We start from the raw sequence: 21,524 nt of genomic DNA on the forward strand, positions 1-21,524 counted from the left end.
CTTATTTGTTTGTTCCAACGTAAAATTATTAAATTATTCGTAAAAAAAACAGTGAGAATTTTAACATTTTTTATTTTGAAAAACCATAGTTATCGGATAGGGTCAGCGATGGGCAGTTCGTAAAAATGGCGCAGGAGTATATGGAGCGCATGGGGTATGGCAACCAACCTTATATCGTTTTCAAGCATACCAATATTGAGCGTACCCATATCCATATCGTTACGGTCTGTGTGGGTTTGGACGGCAAAAAGCTACCGGACAGTTACGACCATCCACGTTCGATGGCAATCTGTCGGGCATTGGAACAAAAATATAACCTCATACCTGCAACGGAAAAACAGCATACCGGAAACGAGCAGGTATTCCGTCCGGTGGATTACAGAGCCGGAGACGTTAAGAGCCAAATCGCATCGGTGGTGCGACACCTGCCGAAGTATTACGGGTACGCAAGCCTCGGAGCATACAACGCCTTGCTTTCACTTTTCAATATTACGGCAGAGGAAGTCAAAGGGGAATTGCACGGACAGCCTAAAAACGGTCTTGTCTATTTTGCGCTGAACGAACAGGGAGAAAAAGCGAGCAGTCCTTTTAAGGCATCGCTTTTCGGCAAACAGGCAGGACTGGACGAACTGCAAAACCAATTTGCACAGGCTAAGAGGAAAATGAAAGCCGACCCTGTAAGAGCCGTACTCAAAAGCACCATTGAAGTAGCGATGCACACCACCACTAATGAAGCAGATTTTAAAAAGCAACTGTTGGAGCAGGGCATCAATACCGTAGTACGGCGCAACGATGAGGGGCGTATATATGGTATGACTTTTATCGACCACGAAAGCCGTACCGTTTGGAACGGTTCAGCTTTAGGCAAGAACCTATCGGCTAATGTCTTTAATGACTGGTGGAACGGACAGGCGATTGGGCAACGTCAAGAAGCTGAAAAAACATCTGCACAAAATCAGTCATCGACCACGGGCAACACCGTAGAGAAAGAGGAAGCCCATTCACTTTTTAACTTCCTTAATAAAGAACAGCCGACCGATGATTTATGGATAGACGGATTGGGTGGACTATTGCCGGAAGCACAGGGCGAAGACTACGAGGAACAGGCATTTGCCAACCGTATGAAGAAAAAGAAGAAACATAGAAAACGGGGAAGACAACAATAAAAATTACTAACTACTTTTCGACAGAGATTAAAAACATCATTGGACGGCGTAATTCGTCTTCCATTTCGGGTATATTTTTCAGCATAGTTTCATTTGGTATAGGTTCTTTGACTTCTATGATTTTAAAGCCCTGCTTTAAAAGCTCATTCAAATATGTACTAACCGTCCTATGGTATTTCAGTACGTTCTCACCTAAAAATGAGGTATTCCTTTGTCCTTCGTAAAAATATCTGTCAACAGCCCAATGTAATTTACTTCCGGCTTCATTATAAATCCAATCTTGACTGCCCTCGGCTGTAAAGACAGGATGTTCAACAGAAAAGACAAATTTACCTCTGGGTTTAAGCCATTGATAAATTTTACCGATAAGAACATCGTATGATTGTATATAATGAAAAGTTAATGAACTGATTATAACATCAAACATTCCATTAGCAAATTGGGCGTCTTCAAGCGCAATTTGTTTATATTTAATTCCATCCAGTTGATTGACTTGCTTAGCTTTTTCAAGCATCTTCTCAGAAATATCAATACCGATTACGGAGATAGCCCCGTTTTCGATTGCATACCTGCAATGCCATCCATAGCCACATCCTAAATCAAGCACTTTCTTACCATCAAAGTTGGGTAGCATTTCTTTAAGTACATGCCATTCTCCTGCAGCATCAAGTCCATTCAGTGAACGGTTCATCTTTCCGTATTTCTCGAAAAATGACACCTCATCATATTTATTTTCTTTCATTAGTTATGCACGGTAAATATTAACGTAAAAATAATCAAAATAACTTAGCTTTTTCAAGCATCTTCTCAGAAATATCAATACCGATTACGGAGATAGCCCCGTTTTCGATTGCATACCTGCAATGCCATCCATAGCCACATCCTAAATCAAGCACTTTCTTACCATCAAAGTTGGGTAGCATTTCTTTAAGTACATGCCATTCTCCTGCAGCATCAAGTCCATTCAGTGAACGGTTCATCTTTCCGTATTGCTCGAAAAATGACACCTCATCATATTTATTTTCTTTCATTAGTTATGCACGGTAAATATTAACGTAAAAATAATCAAAATAACTTTCACAGAGGCATTTCTCACTGTGCCAATTTGGGGTTGTTCAGTCTGTTGCCCCAAGCACAGGGCGTGGATTACGAGGAAGAACAGTTTGCTAAACGAATGAAGAAAAAGAAGAAAGGAAGGAGATTGTGAAAGTTTATCCCCGTTTTCCAAGGCAGTGTCTTTTCCAAATAGCAAAAGTTTTTTATGCAATTCTATTTGTCCGGACTCTTATTTTATCATTAATTTTAGACGAGACAACTGTTATGATCTTTCCTTGGCGAACCGTGTAATTTGTTTTTGCAGGTTTTCCTGTATTGTTTCCAACTGTCCTTCACCGAATTCTTCGATAAGCAATTCATCAATTAATTTGCCTTTTGTATTGGATAAAATATACTGATGCTTTTGCTCGGTATCTTTAAGGATGTTGATAACAACCTGTTTATCTTTATAGTCTATGCTATGGTACATTAAAAGAGTGGGTTTATACAATAATTTGTACAGGTGGAACAATACTTTCTCTCCTTCAGGAGTGAGACTTACCAGCTTTGCTCTCTTATCATCAGGATCGGGGCGTTCAGATATATATCCTTGTTTTTTTAATCTGTTAAGCGTATCAATTCCCGTGGTTTGTTCTGCAAAGTTATATTGTATGATGTGTGTTTTTTTTACTTCTTTTAGATGATAGATGGAGCTTAAAAAATAGAACCATTCAAGCTCAAAGCCAGGCATATCATGAAGAGCCATCTTTGAATATGCATTTTGCATACCGGCAAGCCTGCCTATCAATTTCGCAAATGTAGTGTCCAAATCCGGGGGAGTGAGTCCGCCAAATAATTCACTATTGCTTTCTTTTGCTAAAAAATACATACAGAATTCCGTAGCTGAAATATCGGTATTCTTCTTTGTATACTCTTCCCACACAGAGATTAATTTCACAAGTTCGCTCATAATGTACATCGAATTCGATGTAAAAATAATAAAAAAACAGCGTATAAAATCTGATTAATAATAAAAATGCTTATATTTGCATCGTAACAGATATATTTTATTTGAAAATAAAACGAAAACGATGAAAAAATTATTATCAACAAAAGCACTTCTAATCCTGATACTTTCTCTGAATGTATTAGTGATTTTATTCCAGTTTATCTATGTAACTCCTGAACCTGTAATCAACAATCTTGATTTTCCAGAGAACAGAATTGAAGATATACAGGCAATCAAACAATTGGAGCAAATAAATGCAGAGGGTTGGGCAGAAGGAAGTGGATATAAGATGGCATCCGTATTTACTGCGGATGCAGATTATGTGACATTTAATGGCGAATGGCTGAAAGGAAATGAGGAAATAGCCAAAGTGCATCAAGAGCTATTTGATGGCGTACTGAAAGGTTCCAGTCTTGCGAACAGAAATATACGCAGTATTCAGTTTGTTGCGGAGAATGTTGCTATTATTCATATGACGGGAGCCGTGCTCCAAAAAGGAAAAAGCGAGCCAGCGAAGAGCCGTAATTCTATCCAGACATTGATAGCAAAAAAGGAAAATAATGAATGGAGATTTGTAGCTTTCCATAATGCCAGAATTAAGAGGATATCGCTTTGGGAAGGTATGATGATGTCATTTAATTAACGTTAATTTATCAGGAAGATGAGAAATATCATCTTGGAGATAGAGCGAAAAGAAAATGCAATTTCGTTGTCTGCACCTAATATCATTGATGAAGCGTACCAAATGACCATATACCTGCAAGAATACTTGGGGTCGATAAGAGAGGATGTTACAAAGCAAGGCTTTAAAAACCAGTGGGAGGAAATCAAATTCTTTCGCAACATTAAGCCATACATCCTCTCCAAACTCATATACCACAATAAGATATTTCGTATACAGACAGGTTGCCCTGTTGACGGAGGAAGAATGTATGCGAGCTATTTTTCGGAACAATTGCAGGAATTAAAACAGGAATACAGGGAGCATATCTACAATTCAGATTTTTACCGATATTACCGTTCGGGAAGAACCGACCGTGATGAAACCTACTTTAGGTTGGGCAACATTAATTTCCACGATGGACTGAATAGCTTCGTCTTTGAAATTGACCCTCTGTTTTCAACCTACTATGATTACAAAGTGGCTCGGATAATAGCAAATGAGCTACTCTATACCTACATACTCCAAAAAATCAATAATGATGAAATAGCAGGCTCTCTTTCTGCAAGGGATATTTCATCCGATGGTATTCTTTGGACGGACAGTAAAAATGCTCTGATAGAACTGATTTATGCGCTGTATGCGAACGGCTCTCTTTCATACGGTAAAGTAGGAATACGAAAAATCAGTTTGGTTTTAGAAAAACTGTTTCAGATTACCTTAGGGGATTTACATAATGCTTTCCATCGAATGAAATATCGTGCCAATTCACGAACCGCATTTTTAGACCAACTGAAATCTTCTTTGGAGGAATATATGGACAAGGATTTATAGAGTTATCAAAACAAACAAAAAGGGAAGCAAAGATAATGGATAACGATAACTGCGCACGCATAATGGCTTCGCCACTCTTCGGGACTTACAGTGCTTCGTTATCTTATATCCGTTAGCATAAAGGCTTTCTTTTTTTTCTATTTTTTTCTTTTGGAGTGAATATTTTCTGTTCTTTTCAAAGTTGTGCAGATATATAACTTTGATAAAAAATGAGTTTTGTGCCAAACTTATATAAAATAATCGTACATTTACAATAAAAAATATTTTGGCAGAAGCGTTAGAAAAACATATTCGTCGTTATTTTAAGAGAAGCGAGAAACTTCCCAAGCAGGAACTTGTTGGTTCAATCAAAAAAGATTTTCCCAAATGGTCTGACAATACCATTAATATGTATCTGTCCAAGCTGAAAAAAGAGGGAATTATCAATGCCCCTTCCAGAGGGATTTATGAGATGGATAACAACATCCCTTTTCAACCCAATATTTCAAATAATTTAAAGAGAGTGTTTAATAAGGTAAAGCGTGAATTTCCTTATATCAATTTTTGTATTTGGGATACGGTGTGGTTGAATGATTTTATGCGTCACCAGCTATTTAAACATTATGTTGTTATAGAAGTAGAAAAAGATGCGGCTGAATCTGTATTTACTTTTCTGACAGAAAGCAATAAAAACGTTTTCTTTAATCCTGATGAGGAAATATTTGACCGTTATATTCATCATCAGGATGAAGTTCTTATTGTGAAGAATATGGTTTCTGAGTCTCCTTTGATAGAAAAAGAGAAAATTGTTATTCCTGCACTGGAAAAGTTATTGGTGGATATGTTGATTGAAACAGCACTTTTTTCGGCACAGCAAAATGAAAAGGAATTTATTATGCGAAGTGTAATGCAGAAATATACCTTAAATGAGTTAAAGATGCGTAGGTACGCTGTCCGAAGAAACAGAGAACGAGAAATTGACGAACTGATAAATATAAGTTTGGCAAAATAAATTTATTTGTGCCAATAATATATAAATTATGATAAACACAAAATCATATACAATTGAGTGGATTACCGACTTACGAAGCAAGTTGGGTAAACGTATTGACCCAAAACTGATTGAAAAAGTAATATACGCTTTGACACTTTTGGAGCAACTGCAATTGAATAATCTGAATTTTGTGTTTAAAGGCGGAACGGCTCTACTTTTAGCAACGGAAACGCCTAAGAGGTTTTCGATAGACATTGACATAATTACAGAAGAATCAGAGGATAAAATCAAAGAGATTTTAGAGAAGATTAGCCAATTAGAAATGTTTATCCGTTGGGAAGATGACAACGACCGAAAGCATTCGCCTGATGCACCCATCGGGCATTTCAAGATATTTTACAAAAGTGTGGTAGATGGTCACGAAGAACCAATATTATTGGATTTGTTATATACGCCCAATCCTTATCCTGAAACAAAAGAATATTCGATAAAACATAGTTGGTTGGCGACATCGGGCAAAGATACTACGGTTGTATTGCCCACATTCGAGGCTATTTTGGGAGATAAATTAACCGCTTTTGCTCCCAAAACCACAGGTATATTATATTCAAAAAACAGACCTGTCGAAATCATCAAACAATTGTATGATATAGGCTTCTTGTTCGATCAGATAACTGACTTCAATGTAGTAAAAGAGAGTTATTCGAGAGTAGTACAGGAAGAAATCGGCTATCGAAAGTTAAATATTGATGCTGACGAGGTATTGAAAGACACTTGGCAAGCTTGTTATACATTGGCAGAAAGGGATATGAAATCTGATGAATTCAAACACTTGCAATTAGGCATTAAGAATTTTACGAATTTCATTATCGACCGCTTTTCAATAGAAGAAGCCATAACAGCATCAGCTAAAGTTGCATATCTGACTTCATTACTGAGCAAAGAAAATCAAGAAATAGAACGGTTTAAAAGTCCGTTGGAGATTAAGGATTGGCTGATTGAAGACCAAACCTACAATAAACTGAACAAGTTAAAAAAGACCAATCCGGAAGCTTTTTTCTACTGGTATAAAGCGATTAATCCGTAATCCTAAGCGTTATGAACAAAAGGACTTTATCAGAAAGAGATATCTGCACGAAATTTATCACGCCTGCTTTGGAAAATGCAGGATGGGATAAACAATTACAAATATTGGAAGAAGTATCTTTCACGGATGGTAAAATCTATGTTCGTGGAAAGTTTACAGCTAGGGGGACCCGAAAAAGAGCAGATTACATTCTTTATTACAAGCCTAATATTCCCATTGCAATTATCGAAGCGAAAGACAATAATCATTCTGTAAATTCAGGGATTCAACAAGCACTGGAGTATGCCAAAATACTGGATATTCCATGTGTATTCAGTAGCAATGGGGACGGTTTCCATTTTCACGACAGAACAGCAACAGACGAAAATATTGAAACTGAACTCTGTTTAGAAGACTTTCCTTCTCCCGATCAACTTTGGCAGAAATACAAAAAATATAAAGGAATCGAGACAGATGAAGCCGAAAGAATCGTTTCACAGGACTATTTTTTTGACGGAACGAATCGCAGACCCAGGTACTACCAGCAAATAGCGATCAACCGAACGGTAGAAGCGATTGCCAATGAGCAGAACAGGATTTTGCTGGTAATGGCCACGGGTACGGGAAAAACATATACCGCATTTCAAATAGCTTACCGGCTTTGGAAATCAGGGGCTAAAAAACGAATTCTGTTTCTTGCAGACAGAACAGCTTTGATTGACCAGACCCGAAGAGGTGATTTCAGGCATTTCAAAGGCGCTATGACCGTTATCAAGAAAAAAATTGTTACCGATAACAGCGGAAAAGAAGCATTGGTTTCTAGTAAAAAGAGGGGAATTGACTCATCGGACAAAGCTTTTGAAATTTTCCTGGGTTTATATCAGGGATTGAGCAGTTCGGATCCGGCGATGCAGGATGCTTATAAGGACTTCTCTCCAAATTTCTTTGATTTAATCATTATAGACGAATGTCACAGGGGTAGTGCAAAAGAAGATAGTAATTGGCGGGAAATCCTGAATTATTTTAAGAACGCCACGCATATTGGTTTGACTGCTACTCCAAAGGAAACGAACGAAACCAGCAATATCGAATATTTCGGTGAGCCTATTTATACCTATTCTTTACGGCAAGGGATTGATGACGGATTCCTTGCACCCTACCGTGTGGTGAGAGTGGCGTTAAATGTAGATACCGAGGGCTGGCGACCTGAACAGGGAAAGACAGACAAAGAGGGTAATCCTATCGAAGACCGTATCTATAATCGCAAAGATTATGATAGAAATCTGGTGATCGAAGAACGTACTGATATTGTAGCTAAAAAGCTGACCGAGTTTTTGAAAGGTTATGACCGTTTTGCAAAAACCATTGTGTTTTGTGTGGACATAGATCATGCAGAGCGAATGCGGACAGCCATTGCCCGGCATAATGCAGATTTGGTGGCAGAAAATCACAAATACGTGATGCAGATTACAGGCGATAATGAAGAAGGAAAACGAGAGTTGGACAACTTCATCAATCCGGAAGAAAAATATCCGGTCATTGCCACTACTTCCGAACTGATGACTACAGGCGTAGATGCTCAAACCTGTAAAGTGATCGTATTGGATTTCAACACCAGTGCTGCATCAATGACCAAATTCAAACAGATCATTGGTAGAGGCACACGGATCAATGAAGAATTCGGAAAACTATATTTTACCATTTTAGATTTCCGAAATGCAACGGATCTATTTGCTGATCCTCAATTTGATGGTGAACCCATCCGTATAAAACCTGTGGAAGAAGCAACAGATCTTGGTGATATTATCAACGAAGAAGAAGAGAATACAGAACCTGTTATTGACATAGAAAGCGGTGAGGAAGTAGAATTGATCCCTCCAACCATTCGCTATCCGGAGACAGATATTCCTGCAAATACCGTAAATGAGCCCAAAAGAAAAGTGTATGTGAATGGTGTGGACGTTTCGGTGCTGATAAGCCGTGAATTACACTTTGATCAGCACGGCAAGCCAATTACAACAAGTTTGAAAGACCATACGAAAGGTATTATCCAGGAGCAATATACATCGCTGGATGAGTTCCTGAATAAATGGAAAAGTTCAGAGCGAAAAGAAGCTATTATCGCCGAATTAGTAGAGCAAGGGGTAATGGTAGAAGCCTTATATGAAGCAGTAGACAAACAGGTGGATTTATTCGACCTGATCTGTCACGTTGCCTATGACCAGCCACCAGTGACACGAAAAGAACGGGCAAACAATGTGAAGAAACGTAATTACTTCACTAAGTATGGCGAACAAGCCAGAAAGGTATTGGAAGCATTATTGGATAAATATGCTGATCAGGGTATTGAAAATATAGAGGACATTCAGATTCTGACCGTTCCACCCATCAATGAATTTGGTTCTGTAACAGAAATCATAAAAGTTTTTGGTAGCCGGGAAGGTTACGAAAAAGCAATCAAAGAATTAGAAAACGAATTATATAAAGTAGCATAATTAAATGAGCAACATATCAGGCATTATAAAATCCATCAGAGATATCTTCCGTAAAGACCCGGGTTTGAGCGGCGACGCACAGCGTATAGAGCAACTGGGCTGGATGATATTTTTGAAATTATTTGATGATAAAGACAAAGAGAAAGAAATTCTTGATACAAAATACAAATCGCCTATTCCTAGTGAGCTGCAATGGCGGAACTGGGCAGAAAATGACGAGGGCATTACGGGTGAGCAGTTGATTGATTTTATCAACAATAAATTGTTCCCACAGCTCAAAAACCTGACCGTAGCAGTTGGAGACAAATTAGGGATCATCATCCGTCAGATATTTGATGGAACAAACAACTATATGAAAAGCGGAACTACCTTCCGCCAGGCTATTAATAAACTGAACGAAATAGATTTCAACAGCAGTAAAGAACATCATGTTTTTAATGTCATTTACGAAGATATTTTGCAGGGATTAGCCACCAAAAAAGATACCGGGGAATTCTACACGCCAAGGGCCGTAACGCAATTCCTGGTGGATATGGTCAACCCACAATTGGGAGAAAAAATAACGGATCCAGCCTGTGGAACCGCAGGGTTTCTCGTTTGTGCCATCGAACATTTAAAAAAGCAGGTTAAAACCATTGCCGATAAACAAACCTTACAAGAAACTGTAACGGGTTCAGAACTGAAACCTTTACCGTTTATGTTGAGCGTGGTCAACCTGATTACCCACGACATTGCTGTTCCTAAAATCACCAATGGAGATTCTTTAAGCCGTGAATACAATTCTATCCGGCAAAAGGACCGTGTGGATATTATTGTGGCCAATCCGCCATTTGGTGGTGTAGTGGGTGATGGTATGGAAACGAATTTCCCGTTGAATTACCGCACCAAAGAAAGTGCTGACCTTTTCCTGATTCTGTTTATACAGTTGTTAAAAGATGGCGGACGAGCTGGTATAGTATTGCCTGACGGAAGCTTGACCGGGGATGGTGTAAAACAACGGGTAAGACAAAAACTTCTGGAAGATTGTAATGTGCACACCATTATACGATTGCCACAATCTGTTTTTGCCCCATATGCCACAGTAAACACCAACCTGATCTTCTTTGAAAAAGGAAAACCAACCAAAGAGATCTGGTATTACGAACATACTTTGCCCGAAGGCCAGAAAGCCTACAGCAAAACCAAGCCTATCCGTATCGAAGAATTTAACCCGATAAAAGATTGGTGGAACAACCGTAAAGAAAGCGAAGTGTCCTGGAAAGTGCCCATAAAAACCATTGTAGACCGTAATTATGATTTGGATATTAAAAATCCGAATAAAGTAGCGGAGGAAGTGGTGTATGATAGAAAAAAAATAATTCAAAGCTTAGAGGATTCATTCAAAAAGTCATTGGAAATATTAAACGAATTATCGTCGACTGAAAAATGAGTAGAGGAAGAAAAATACTTAATTCGAGTATAGCAAATAATTGGGAAAAAGCTTTTTTCAATTCAATAGGTCATTACATTACATTAATCAATAGCGGACTTAGCAAAATATTTAAAAATGAACCTCTTTCTAATCACATTAAAATTTTTGGGGGTTTTGCTTTTAAAAATTCTGAATATAAAAGCTCCGGAATTCCAATAATCCGAATTTCTGATTTTAATAATGAGAAAATAATATTAGATGGTGTCGTTTACTACGAAGAATCGCCAATGCTTGAAAAATATGAACTCGAAGAATCGGATATTATTATTGCTTTGACAGGTGGAACAATTGGAAAACTAGGAATTGTGCAAGCAGGTTTAGGTAAACTCTATTTAAACCAGAGAGTTGGTAAATTTGTCATTCTTAATCTTGATGAATTTGAAAAAGAATACATTTATTGGATAGCAAGAGGTGTGGAAGGAATTGTAAAAAATTTGGCTTGGGGTGCAGCGATTCCGAATGTAAGTCCTAAACAAATTGAGGAATTAAACTTTCCGATTCCAACAAGGGATATTCAGAAGAATATCATTCGCTTTTTGAATGACTTGAGAAACGGTAATGTAAACGGTAATGTTTATTTTAATGAAGAAATTGAAAGTGAAATAAAAAACATTCAGGAAAAGCAGGTTAAAACAAGAGAAGTTCAAGATGAGCTCTCTTTTCAATTCGCACAACTCGGAAACCTCAACCAAGCTATCTTACAGGAAGCGATACAAGGAAAATTAGTAGTTCAAAATCCTGATGATGAACCTGCCAGAGAATTATTAAAACGAATCAAAGTAGAAAAAGCTCGTTCAGGTAAAAAGGAAAAAACATTAACACCTATCATACCTGAAGAAATTCCATTTGATATTCCTAAAAATTGGGTGTGGTGTAGACTGGGGGAAATTTGCTCCAAAATCGGCTCTGGAAGCACGCCCAAAGGAAGTAATTACGCTAAAAGCGGATTTCCATTCTTCCGTTCTCAAAATATCCACAATGATGGATTGGTCCATGATGACATAAAATTCATCTCGAATGAAGTTCAAATACAAATGAATGGAACGAAAGTCTTAGCCAATGACATTCTATTAAATATAACAGGTGGTTCAATGGGGCGTTGTGCACTTGTTCCAAAAGATTTTGAAGAAGGAAATGTAAGCCAACACGTTTGCATCATAAGACCTATAGAGTTAGATAGAAATTACTTTCACAAGATTGTTTTATCGCCCTACTTTCAGAAGTTCATTTTTTCTTCAACAACAGGAGCAGGAAGAGAAGGTTTACCCAAATATAATCTAGAGCGTTTTGTAATTCCACTTCCTCCACTTTCCGAGCAAAAACGTATAGCAGCGGAAATAGAAAAGCAATTTGCCAAAACCAAACAATTAAAAGAACACATTATTGCCAATCAACAAGCCACTGAGCAATTACTCAAAGCATTGTTACATCAGGCGTTTGAGGCTAAAGAAATGGTCGAGGAAAAACCGAAAGGGAAAGCAATTGAGCTAAAACCAACCAATGTAGATTATTACCGCAGAACAGTATTATCAGCAGAGATAGTATGGCAATTGCACAAAGAGCCGACATTGGGACACTTAAAATTACAAAAGCTGATCTATCTCTGTCAGCAATCTGCCGAAATGCAATTGCCTACCAATTTTTTACGTCAGGCAATGGGACCTTATGACAATAGATTGATGAGATCAATAGACAAACAACTGAAAGAGAAGAAATGGTTTGAATATAATAAGACTCAGGTGTTAAAATATCAGCCGTTAGAAAAAGCAGGGCAACACCACAATGATTTTGTGAAATATTTTTCCGCCGAAAACGAAAGCATACAGTTTATCATAGATACATTCAAAACCATCAAGTCTGATATAGTAGAAATTGTAGCGACATTATACGCTTGCATCAATAATATAATAGACGAAAAATTTATTTTCTCAGAAACATTGCTTATCCAAAGGTTTTATGAATGGTCAGAGGAGAAGCAAAAATTCAGTGAGAAAGAGGTTAAGCGAGTGTTTTCTAGAATGAAAGAAACCGGAATTATACCTAAAGGATTTACTATATAAAATGGAAATGGATAATAATTTCATACTAAAAGGAAAAGCTGTTGAAAGATATTTCGACCTGAATGATGCATTGAGGGAATTTCATAATCTTTTTACGTATGAGAGTAAAGACGATAGAACCATTGCCATTTTAGGAGGTACATTTCTGGAAATGATATTAGAACATATCCTTTATGCCTTTTTTCCCGAAGATGATAAGGATGTAGAAGAAATGATGCAATTCAACCAACCTTTGGGAAACTTTAGCAACAAAATTAAAATGTGCTATTGTTTAGGATTGATTGATAAAATTATTAAAGAAGACCTGAACCTGGTAAGAAAAATGCGGAACGAGTTTGCCCACGATTTATATGCCTCTTTTGAAAATGAAAAAATCAAAAACTGGTGTTTACAGCTTAAGTGGCATAAGATACTTGTTACCCCGTATCCGCCAGCAGAAGCAACGCCAAAAGATTATTTTCAAGTTGGAGTTAATAGTCTGATAACGCATTTGAACGGATGTGTATCCATTGCGAGAAGTGAAAAACGCTCTATAAAGAATAATTTTTAAAATGAGAGGCTATGGCTAACTATTAGAAACAACAACGGTAGCAAAAAAGGAAACAATATAAATGATTTTGTGAGCAGTAGAAGAGCTGAAGTGTGCGTTTTATGGTATAGATGAAAGTCTTGTTACGCCCAACTTGAAAAACGGTTGGGGCTATGGTATTTCAGAAATGCAAGCAATCCCTGAATTAATTTCAGAAGATGCACTTGCCATTAGCTGCCCCAGCAGTATCATTACTGCTAGGATTTCCTTGACGATTGGATGTTTCATGATGCTCTTATTTGAGTTAATATGCAAATATACAATTACTATTTCGCTACCCAGCTTGAGTCGGAGCGGCATTTAGGTGTCGTAAAAGCATGCACACTTCGGGAATTAGGCAACTAATTCTAAAAGCACAGCTTCGCATTGGGTCTTCGCTGCTCACTTTTTAAAATTAAAATGGAAGTAAACAAAAAGAAAGATTGGTTTAAGATTAAAAGGTATCCCCACATAGGATTGCCGTTAGATAATCGTGATCGTTTCAAATGGATTGAGCCCTATGTTACCAATCCCGAAAAAGTTGCCTGCCATTCTTTTCTTCCGTTTATTCATAAAACTTCCAAAGTAAAAAGGTTCCGAAAAGATTATTCTAATGCTGACGGTTCTATAAATGAAAAATATAAATCAGGCACAAAAATATTAAGAAAAGGCTCGGAGAAAAAAAGAGAACTCTTCTATGCAAGCCATTTGGATTCTTTGATATATAGCTATTATGCCATGTTACTGTCTGATTTGTATGAAAATAAGATAACTGAAAACAAACTGGGAGAAGTTGTAAATGCGTATCGTTCTGTACCTGTAAACCCATCAAAAATTGATGGTACTAACAAATGCAATATTGATTTTGCAAATGATGTTTTCAAATACATTTTAGATTATAAAGAAGACGAATTTACCGTTATTGCATTTGATATTTCCAGCTTTTTTGACAATCTCGATCATAAATTATTACGAAAAGTTTGGACTGATTTAATAGGTGAGCCAAAACTGCCTGACGATCACTTTAATGTTTATAAAAACATAACCCGATTTAGTCACGTGGATATTGTAGATATATTTGAAGTGTTCAAAAACCGAATTTATACCCGTAAAACAAATAAGCTTGGCGAACCACTAGAGATAAAACAAAAGAAGATTGATAAAATAAAATATTTGAGAAACCAAAATGCAATTGCTTTTTGTAAAGAGCAAGAGTTTTTTAAATTAAAAGGGAAGCTGCTTCAACCTTCAAAAACAAGAATTGTAAATGGTCAGGAAGTTTACCGAAATTTTGGTATTCCACAGGGTTCTCCCATCAGCTCAGTTTTAGCAAATATTTATTTATTGTATTTTGATACACTTATAAATAAATACATTTCAGAGAAAGGCGGTATTTATCGTAGGTATTCGGATGATATGGTAGTGGTTTGTCCAATCAATTATAAAGACGAGCTGACACAACTCGTTTATCAAGAGATAAAAAACTACAAATTAGAGATTCAGGAATCGAAAACTCAAATATTCCATTTCAAACGAAAAGACCAGAAACTTATTTGCGGACAAGAATTTGAAGGAAGTATCAATTGGAATAAAAATTTCATCTACCTTGGTTTTGAGTTCGATGGCAATAACGTATTGCTGAAATCTGCAAGTCTTTCGGGCTATTATAGAAAGATGAAACGCTCTGTAAGAAGGGCAAAAAATTATTCAAGCAGAAGGTATGCACCCAATAAAGGTATGGTTTTTAAACGAAGATTATTTAAAAAATTCTCCTACAAAGGAGCGAAAAGAATAAGAAAATTTATTTGGAGCGAAGAGGAAAACAAATTCATTAAAACAGATTCTTATAATTGGGGGAATTTTTTGTCTTATGCTTATAAAGCATCAAATGTCATGGTTAACAATAAAATCGAACAACAAACCAAGAAACATTGGAATATATTGAACAAACTTATTAAATAGCTAACACTATTTGTAAAATCAATTCTAAGCCACATAAGTCACCGATCAAATATTCAAAATACTGTATTAGGAAATATTTTCTCAATAGCAACAGTTATAAAAATTCACAATAAAGAAGTCAAATCCAGAATGTTTTTCAGTAAGTGACCTATATTTCTAATTCGGCTAACCGCTCCAAATCCTCCAAAAAATGTTTCGAGATTTGTTCTGTTTCGGCTACAAAAAAAGAGAAATACAAAAGTGTTTCTCTTTTTTTATTTTCTATATGAACAATATACTTTTATTCCCGGTTTGTTCCGGAATCTCAAACATGTAAAACTAAATAGTTCTACCACTCCAAATCTGGTCAGTGAGCCCATCGAAGTGTCGAACTGCTGTCATATCGAGCGTAGTCGAGATATCTCAAACATTTAAAACTCAAATCGTTCTAACACTCCTAAATCACGGTCAGTGAGCCTGACGAACTGCGAGCTTGTAAGACATTATTTAACCGATTTTAGACCGAGGCAAGAAATCGAAGATTCACGATTTCAAAATGTAAAATAGATGATAGAGCATACTAAAAAGAAAAGATTTTTGGTTCTTTTAGTCATAAAAGAACAGAGAAACCGAAATAGAACTATCGCTATCAAAGGAGATCTCAAAGCTGCATAATTCTACTACTCCAAAACCGCGGTCAGTGAGCCTGTATTCTGCAGTTCAAGTCCAGTCTAGAACAAAGACAATCTGTCATATCGAGCCTGTCGAGATATCTCCAATATATAACACCTAATAGTTCTTTAAACACACCTAACATCCTTATCATCCATCACCCAAAGTCCAGCATATAAACCATTCACAGCTATTCTTTAATTAAACGACTGCCGAAATTCTAACGGCGACAAACTCGTTTTCTTTTTAAACAACGTAGAAAATGACTGCGAATGCTCAAATCCCAGTTCATAAGCAATCTCACTTACCGATAATTCCGTTGTAGAAAGTTTCTCTTTCGCTTTGCTGATCAGCTTTTCGTGAATGTGCTGTTGCGTATTTTGTCCTGTATGAACCCGCAAAAGGTCACTCAAATAATTCGGAGAAAGATTCATTGCTTCAGCAATTTCATGCACAGTCAACAAACCTTTTTCAGAAGAATTTTTATCAAAATAATCATTTAAAAATGTTTCAAATTTCGCCAAAAGCTGATGATTTCCACTTTTTCTCGTGATAAATTGTCTCTCATAAAACCGCTTCGAATAATTCAGCAACAACTCAATCTGCGACAAAATAATTTCCTGCGTATGTTGGTCAATGTGCTGACATTCCTTATCAATTTTATTCAGAATTTCGAGTAAGTCATTTTCTTCATCTTCAGAGAGATGCAACGCTTCATTCACGGCATAAGAGAAAAATCCGTAAGACGAAATCGTACTCGCCAAAGAATGTTTCAACAGAAAATCCTCGTGAAAAATCAAAAGATAACCCGTATTTTCACAATCCATCGTTTTCAAATCTAGATATTGCACCTGATTCGGCGCCGTAAAACTCAAAACACCTTTGTCGTAATCGTAATGTTGCTGTCCGTATTTTATTTTTCCGGTCGCATTTCGTTTCAGTGCAACGCAGTAATAACGGCTCACAAAACCTTTCCAAACCTCATCTTCTATGAAAACACTTTCTGCAAGATTTATCACACTCACCATAGGATGTTTTGGTTCAGGAAGTGACAACAATTTGTGAAAAGCCGAAATAGATTTTATCGTGTTCATAATTTGAAATTCTAAATATTAAAGGTAGTAATTATTTGGGCGCCTTTATCCGTCTGTAATTTATCCTGAGTTTGTCGAAGGGCTCCCAATCTTTTTGCTCCACTTCGTTCCGCAAAAAGAGCTCCGCTCAAACCTAACGAAGTGGTTCATCGATTCCAAATAAAAAATAAAAAAGATGAGATAAGCCGGGCTGCAATCGTATTGTGTTTATAAGCAGTCTGTCATTCTGACGAAGGAAGAATCTCTGAAATATATTGAGATTCTTCACTACATTTCATTTCGTTCGGAATTGCAAACTACAAATATTTTAATTTAAACAAATCAATAATCCAAAAGTCCCATCCCAAACTCATCATAAGTCGCTCCAGTATCCGTTCCTAAAGGCACAATACTTTCCAGTTTCTGAATATCAGATTCACTTAAAACAATTTTGCTCGCTTCAATATTCTGTTCAAGATATTTTCTGCGTTTCGTTCCCGGAATCGGTAGAATTCCCTTGCTGATAATCCAAGCCAAAGCTAATTGCGAAGACGTGATTTCTTTTTCTTTCGCCATATTTTCAATCGCTTCCACCAACTCGATGTTTTTATGGAAATGTTCTCCCTGAAAACGCGGAATTGCTCTTCGGAAATCATTTTCCGGCAAGTCATCAATTGTTTTGATATTTCCCGATAGAAATCCTCTTCCAAGCGGAGAATACGCTACAAAACCAATTCCTAGTTCATTCAACGTTTTGATAACGTCTTTTTCTTCAACGGTTCTTTCAAACAAAGAATATTCACTTTGAACTGCAGAAATCGGATGAATTGCGTGTGCTCTTCTCACGGTTTCCGAACCAACTTCCGGCAAACCGATATATCCAATTTTCCCTTCTTTCACCAAATCGCTCATTGCTCCAACCGTTTCCTCAACCGGAACATTTTTATCGAGACGATGCATATAATAAAGGTCGATGTAATCGGTTTTCAGATTTTTCAACGAACGCTCAACAGATTTTTTCACATAATCTTTACTTCCGTTGATTTTCCAAGTCACTTGCTCATTGTCATCAATTTCCCAACCAAATTTAGTTGCAATAATATATTGGTCACGATTGCCTTCAATCGCTTTTGCAATCAGCTGTTCATTTTTAAAAGGACCATACAAATCGGCTGTGTCTAGAAAATTTCCACCCAGTTCCAAAGAACGATGAATGGTTGCAATCGCTTCTTTCTCATCTGTTTTTCCATACATATCTGCATCGCCGAAACCTGTCATTCCCATACATCCCAGACCGATATTCGGAACGATTAAACCTTGGCTTCCTAATTTTACTTGATTCAATTTCATATTGTTAAATTTTATTGATACAAAATTCCGCAGAAATTAAAACTCTGATGTATGCAAAACGACGGATATTGTATGAGAATTACTGATGTCAGTTAAATGACTTCCGAAATTCCAAAGGGGAAATGTCAGTTTTAGCTTTAAACAATTTACTGAAAGATTGAGAATGTTCAAATCCTAATTCATAAGCAATTTCACTTACAGAAAGTTCTGTTGTAGAAAGCTTTTCTTTGGCTTTTTGAATTAGTTTTTCGTGGATGTGTTGTTGCGTCGTTTGTCCAGTCAGAGATTTTAGCAAGCTTCCTAAATAATTCGTAGAAATATTCAGAGATTCGGCAATATAATTTGCAGTTGGTAAACCTTTGTTGATGACATCATTTTTGAAATAATCATCCAAAATATGTTCTAACTTATCCAAAACCTGATGATTGCTCTTTTTCCTTGTAATGAATTGTCTTTGATAAAATCGTTCACAATAATTCAGAATCACTTCGATTTGAGAAATGATGATATTCTGTGTGAATTCATCAATTCCCGATTGATATTCTTTTTCAATTCCCTTGAAAAGACCGATTAAAGTTTCCTCTTCTTTTTCGGAGAGAAATAATGCTTCATTCACATCATAACCGAAAAATTTGTAATTGGAGATTGTCTTTGCCAAAGGTGTATTCCAAATAAAATCAGGATGAAAAGCCAAAAGATATCCTGAAGGTTTTATGCCTGACTTATCAATAATCATCTTAACCAATTGTCTCGGCGCAATAAAACACATCAAACCTTCATCAAAATCATATTGACTTTGACCGTAATGCAATTTTCCCTGAATATCACGCTTGAAACCCATAAAATACAAATCCTGAATCCAGCTGATTTCCGATTCTTCGATTTGATATTCCACCAAACTGTAATCCACCAGACTAATCAACGGATGCTGAGGTTTGGGCAATCCTGAAATCCTGTGGAATTCAGCAATCGTGTCGACTGTGTATAATTTTCTGTTGGTCATTATTTCAAAATTAGGCAACAGTTTGTGGCTGTTGCCTTTACAAAGTTAATAATCTGTAGATGTACTTAGAGTTTTGAAATCATAAATTTCATTCTGAAGTGTGGATAATTTGTTATTTGCCATTTGGAAAGCATCAGAACCTAAAACCAAATGAACTGGTGGATTTTGCATTTCAGCCAATTCTATCATTGCAACAGCCGCTTTTTCCGGGTCGCCCATTTGATTTCCATTGATGTCTTGTTCGTGCATTTTCTGATTTTGTCTCGCAGTCGTATAAGCATCGATTTCATTTTCAGGTGTGCGAAGCGAACCTCCTGTCAAGAAATCTGTTCTGAAATATCCGGGATAAATAACCGTGGCATTCACACCAAATTCTTTTACTTCCGCCGCTAAAGCCTCAGTAAATCCAACAACGGCAAATTTGGTAGCGCAGTAAATTCCCCAACCCGGAAATTCTCCGGACAATCCGCCAATGGAAGCGATATTGAAAATCGAACCACTTTTTTGTGCTCTGAAATATGGCATTGTTTTTCTAATGACATTCAAAGAACCAAAAACATTGGTGTCAAAATTCTGACGACTTTCTTTATCTGTCAATTCTTCCAAGGTTCCTAATTGTCCGTAACCTGCGTTGTTTACCACAACATCAATCTTTCCGAATTTTTCAATTGATTTGGAAACAGCTTCTGCAACCGAATTTTCATTCACCAAATCAACTTCTAACGGTAAGAATGTTGAATTTTCTTCATTGATGACTTTCTGAAGTTCCGAAACATTTCTAGAAGTTGCTGCTACGGAATAGCCTTCTGCTAATAATTTTTTGACTAATGTTAAACCTAAACCTTTTGAAGCTCCTGTTACGAACCATACTTTTTTTGTACTCATTTTTTATTGTTTTTAAATGATTAATTATTTACAATACAAAGTTGAGCAAGAATGAAATCGTGCATGTGACCAAATCAAAGATTGTTGTAGCCAAAACAAATATAGGTTAGTTTTTAGGGTAGTATTTTGATCATAACTTTAAAGCTGAATAAGAGGGAATGTAAAAGTATTTCTATTAAATGAATGAGTTTTTTCATATTTAGTTCGTTGTCTGTCTATGTATTTATTCCCAAGAAGGTAGTACAAATACTTTGCTTTGGTACGCATATTCACAATATTTAAAACCTAAATAGTTTCTCCACGTCAAATCCCGGTCAGTGACTCTGATCAACTCCGCATTCTCTTTTCAGCGCAAAAATCCAATAAATACAATCTACACGAATTAAAAGCGGTATGCCTTTTAGGTAGTTTGTCGCGGGTTATCGTGAAGCGTCGAACAACTGTATGATTGGTCCTGCTTTAGTTGAAGCGTAAGCTGATTTTAGTACTATATAATGTCTTTATCTTTTACAGCCAAACAATCTTGAAAAAAAACTCTTTTTTAATTTTTTTTCTATTATCCATATAGGCTTATCGTTAGGTCTTATAATTTTTGTGCCAGATCCAAATTTTCCCCAAGCAAATCCTGTCCTTATAGGTTTATTGCTAAGGTCAGCTACTAAATATATTTCAGGAAGTTCGCTCGCCCCATTTTCAAAGTCGTAATCCTGTTCGTTCTTTTCCATAATTCCGAATTTTTCGTTCCAGATTTCCATGATCGTTTTTTCATGAATAATATTTAAGTTAGAAAGAGCTCCTTTCTGTCCGAATTCATCGACATGCTTAATAAAATCGAATAAATTTTCAGAATGTTTTACAATCACTGCCGGATCATGGCATACGTAATAAACACAATTCCAATTTCCTTCAGAATCAATATCTAAAATCCAAAAATTACCGAATCCGTCGCCCGCAAGCTGTATCGAATACGGAAACAACTCCTCAAAACCGAATTGTTGGAATGTATCAAACCGAATTTCTTCCAAACCCTGAAATATAAACCCTTTGCTGAAACGTAATAATTCTTCAATTTCTTCAGGTAGTTTGTTGCACGGTAGTTTACTTTTAAAATCATCAATCTCACGTTCGGTCATACCTTTTAGGAGTTCTATGCAAAATATTTCTCCCTCTTCAGATTGATATTGGTTTGATACTATTGATTGTAATTGCTCTCTTATTGTCATTTGGTCTAGTCTTCTCCGTCGGTTGTACAATTATTGATT

General features: G+C 36.6%; 18 protein-coding genes. 10 read left to right on the top strand and 8 right to left on the bottom strand.

Annotation, left to right across the window (positions count from 1 at the left end; genetic code table 11):
• Positions 1-125: 125 nt before the first annotated feature.
• Positions 126-1,166, top strand: coding sequence for a conjugal transfer protein MobB (gene mobB / locus BM253_RS14730; RefSeq protein ID WP_245758506.1), 1,041 nt, complete (start codon positions 126-128; stop codon positions 1,164-1,166).
• 10 nt (positions 1,167-1,176) lie between these two features.
• Here mobB and BM253_RS14735 read toward each other — a convergent pair whose 3' ends face one another.
• The 3 genes from BM253_RS14735 to BM253_RS14745 form a co-directional block, all read right to left on the bottom strand.
• The gene (locus tag BM253_RS14735; RefSeq protein WP_091525837.1) at positions 1,177-1,908 is read right to left on the bottom strand and encodes a class I SAM-dependent methyltransferase; all 732 of its coding nucleotides are present in this window, start codon (positions 1,906-1,908) and stop codon (positions 1,177-1,179) included.
• 34 nt (positions 1,909-1,942) lie between these two features.
• Entirely contained in the window at positions 1,943-2,197 is a 255-nt protein-coding gene (locus tag BM253_RS14740) for a class I SAM-dependent methyltransferase (protein WP_450088500.1), read from the bottom strand.
• Between the two features lie 287 nt (positions 2,198-2,484).
• Positions 2,485-3,171: a MarR family winged helix-turn-helix transcriptional regulator gene (locus tag BM253_RS14745; RefSeq protein WP_177205801.1), complete on the bottom strand. Its 687-nt coding sequence runs from the start codon at positions 3,169-3,171 to the stop codon at positions 2,485-2,487.
• Between the two features lie 121 nt (positions 3,172-3,292).
• On the opposite strand from BM253_RS14745, the gene BM253_RS14750 reads away from it, so the two are divergent.
• From BM253_RS14750 to BM253_RS14790, 9 genes are all read left to right on the top strand, one after another.
• Positions 3,293-3,853, top strand: coding sequence for an SgcJ/EcaC family oxidoreductase (locus BM253_RS14750; protein ID WP_091525842.1), 561 nt, complete (start codon positions 3,293-3,295; stop codon positions 3,851-3,853).
• An 18-nt stretch (positions 3,854-3,871) separates the two neighbouring features.
• Positions 3,872-4,705, top strand: coding sequence for an RteC domain-containing protein (locus BM253_RS14755; RefSeq protein WP_091525844.1), 834 nt, complete (start codon positions 3,872-3,874; stop codon positions 4,703-4,705).
• 265 nt (positions 4,706-4,970) lie between these two features.
• On the top strand, positions 4,971-5,696 hold the full coding sequence (locus BM253_RS14760; RefSeq protein ID WP_091525846.1) for a DUF6577 family protein: 726 nt from the start codon (positions 4,971-4,973) through the stop codon (positions 5,694-5,696).
• A gap of 28 nt (positions 5,697-5,724) precedes the next feature.
• A complete protein-coding gene (locus BM253_RS14765; protein ID WP_091525848.1) occupies positions 5,725-6,765 on the top strand; it encodes a nucleotidyl transferase AbiEii/AbiGii toxin family protein in 1,041 nt (346 codons plus the stop codon).
• 11 nt (positions 6,766-6,776) lie between these two features.
• Positions 6,777-9,239: an EcoAI/FtnUII family type I restriction enzme subunit R gene (hsdR, locus tag BM253_RS14770; protein ID WP_091525850.1), complete on the top strand. Its 2,463-nt coding sequence runs from the start codon at positions 6,777-6,779 to the stop codon at positions 9,237-9,239.
• 4 nt (positions 9,240-9,243) lie between these two features.
• Complete coding sequence (locus BM253_RS14775) at positions 9,244-10,668, top strand: class I SAM-dependent DNA methyltransferase (protein WP_091525852.1); 1,425 nt, start codon at positions 9,244-9,246, stop codon at positions 10,666-10,668.
• Positions 10,665-12,770: a restriction endonuclease subunit S gene (locus BM253_RS14780; RefSeq protein WP_091525854.1), complete on the top strand. Its 2,106-nt coding sequence runs from the start codon at positions 10,665-10,667 to the stop codon at positions 12,768-12,770. The genes BM253_RS14775 and BM253_RS14780 overlap by 4 nt, the downstream gene beginning before the upstream one ends.
• Before the next feature lie 7 nt (positions 12,771-12,777).
• Entirely contained in the window at positions 12,778-13,320 is a 543-nt protein-coding gene (locus tag BM253_RS14785) for a hypothetical protein (RefSeq protein WP_177205802.1), read from the top strand.
• 438 nt (positions 13,321-13,758) lie between these two features.
• Positions 13,759-15,300 (top strand): reverse transcriptase/maturase family protein, encoded by a 1,542-nt coding sequence (locus BM253_RS14790; protein WP_091525858.1) that lies wholly within the window; start codon positions 13,759-13,761, stop codon positions 15,298-15,300.
• 848 nt (positions 15,301-16,148) lie between these two features.
• Here the strand turns inward: BM253_RS14790 and BM253_RS14795 are convergent.
• From BM253_RS14795 to BM253_RS14815, 5 genes are all read right to left on the bottom strand, one after another.
• Positions 16,149-17,045, bottom strand: coding sequence for a helix-turn-helix domain-containing protein (locus BM253_RS14795; protein WP_091525860.1), 897 nt, complete (start codon positions 17,043-17,045; stop codon positions 16,149-16,151).
• Between the two features lie 321 nt (positions 17,046-17,366).
• The gene (locus tag BM253_RS14800) at positions 17,367-18,374 is read right to left on the bottom strand and encodes an aldo/keto reductase (RefSeq protein ID WP_091525863.1); all 1,008 of its coding nucleotides are present in this window, start codon (positions 18,372-18,374) and stop codon (positions 17,367-17,369) included.
• A gap of 88 nt (positions 18,375-18,462) precedes the next feature.
• Positions 18,463-19,377, bottom strand: coding sequence for a helix-turn-helix domain-containing protein (locus BM253_RS14805; RefSeq protein WP_091525865.1), 915 nt, complete (start codon positions 19,375-19,377; stop codon positions 18,463-18,465).
• 45 nt (positions 19,378-19,422) lie between these two features.
• The gene (locus BM253_RS14810) at positions 19,423-20,262 is read right to left on the bottom strand and encodes an oxidoreductase (RefSeq protein ID WP_091525868.1); all 840 of its coding nucleotides are present in this window, start codon (positions 20,260-20,262) and stop codon (positions 19,423-19,425) included.
• 500 nt (positions 20,263-20,762) lie between these two features.
• The gene (locus tag BM253_RS14815) at positions 20,763-21,485 is read right to left on the bottom strand and encodes an SMI1/KNR4 family protein (RefSeq protein ID WP_091525870.1); all 723 of its coding nucleotides are present in this window, start codon (positions 21,483-21,485) and stop codon (positions 20,763-20,765) included.
• Between the last annotated feature and the right edge of the window lie 39 nt (positions 21,486-21,524).

It is taken from the genome of Paenimyroides ummariense (assembly GCF_900115115.1).
Taxonomy (GTDB): Bacteria; Bacteroidota; Bacteroidia; order Flavobacteriales; family Flavobacteriaceae; genus Flavobacterium; species Flavobacterium ummariense.

Excerpts from the sequence above, each read along its gene's own strand:
- BM253_RS14775 (WP_091525852.1), top strand. The coding sequence starts at position 9,244 with ATGAGCAACATATCAGGCATTATAAAATCCATCAGAGATATCTTCCGT.
- BM253_RS14735 (WP_091525837.1), bottom strand. The coding sequence starts at position 1,908 with ATGAAAGAAAATAAATATGATGAGGTGTCATTTTTCGAGAAATACGGA.
- BM253_RS14755 (WP_091525844.1), top strand. The coding sequence starts at position 3,872 with ATGAGAAATATCATCTTGGAGATAGAGCGAAAAGAAAATGCAATTTCG.
- BM253_RS14740 (WP_450088500.1), bottom strand. The coding sequence starts at position 2,197 with ATGAAAGAAAATAAATATGATGAGGTGTCATTTTTCGAGCAATACGGA.
- BM253_RS14805 (WP_091525865.1), bottom strand. The coding sequence starts at position 19,377 with ATGACCAACAGAAAATTATACACAGTCGACACGATTGCTGAATTCCAC.
- BM253_RS14785 (WP_177205802.1), top strand. The coding sequence starts at position 12,778 with ATGGATAATAATTTCATACTAAAAGGAAAAGCTGTTGAAAGATATTTC.
- BM253_RS14765 (WP_091525848.1), top strand. The coding sequence starts at position 5,725 with ATGATAAACACAAAATCATATACAATTGAGTGGATTACCGACTTACGA.
- BM253_RS14800 (WP_091525863.1), bottom strand. The coding sequence starts at position 18,374 with ATGAAATTGAATCAAGTAAAATTAGGAAGCCAAGGTTTAATCGTTCCG.
- BM253_RS14790 (WP_091525858.1), top strand. The coding sequence starts at position 13,759 with ATGGAAGTAAACAAAAAGAAAGATTGGTTTAAGATTAAAAGGTATCCC.
- BM253_RS14780 (WP_091525854.1), top strand. The coding sequence starts at position 10,665 with ATGAGTAGAGGAAGAAAAATACTTAATTCGAGTATAGCAAATAATTGG.
- BM253_RS14795 (WP_091525860.1), bottom strand. The coding sequence starts at position 17,045 with ATGAACACGATAAAATCTATTTCGGCTTTTCACAAATTGTTGTCACTT.
- BM253_RS14750 (WP_091525842.1), top strand. The coding sequence starts at position 3,293 with ATGAAAAAATTATTATCAACAAAAGCACTTCTAATCCTGATACTTTCT.
- hsdR (WP_091525850.1), top strand. The coding sequence starts at position 6,777 with ATGAACAAAAGGACTTTATCAGAAAGAGATATCTGCACGAAATTTATC.
- BM253_RS14815 (WP_091525870.1), bottom strand. The coding sequence starts at position 21,485 with ATGACAATAAGAGAGCAATTACAATCAATAGTATCAAACCAATATCAA.
- BM253_RS14810 (WP_091525868.1), bottom strand. The coding sequence starts at position 20,262 with ATGAGTACAAAAAAAGTATGGTTCGTAACAGGAGCTTCAAAAGGTTTA.
- BM253_RS14745 (WP_177205801.1), bottom strand. The coding sequence starts at position 3,171 with ATGAGCGAACTTGTGAAATTAATCTCTGTGTGGGAAGAGTATACAAAG.
- mobB (WP_245758506.1), top strand. The coding sequence starts at position 126 with ATGGCGCAGGAGTATATGGAGCGCATGGGGTATGGCAACCAACCTTAT.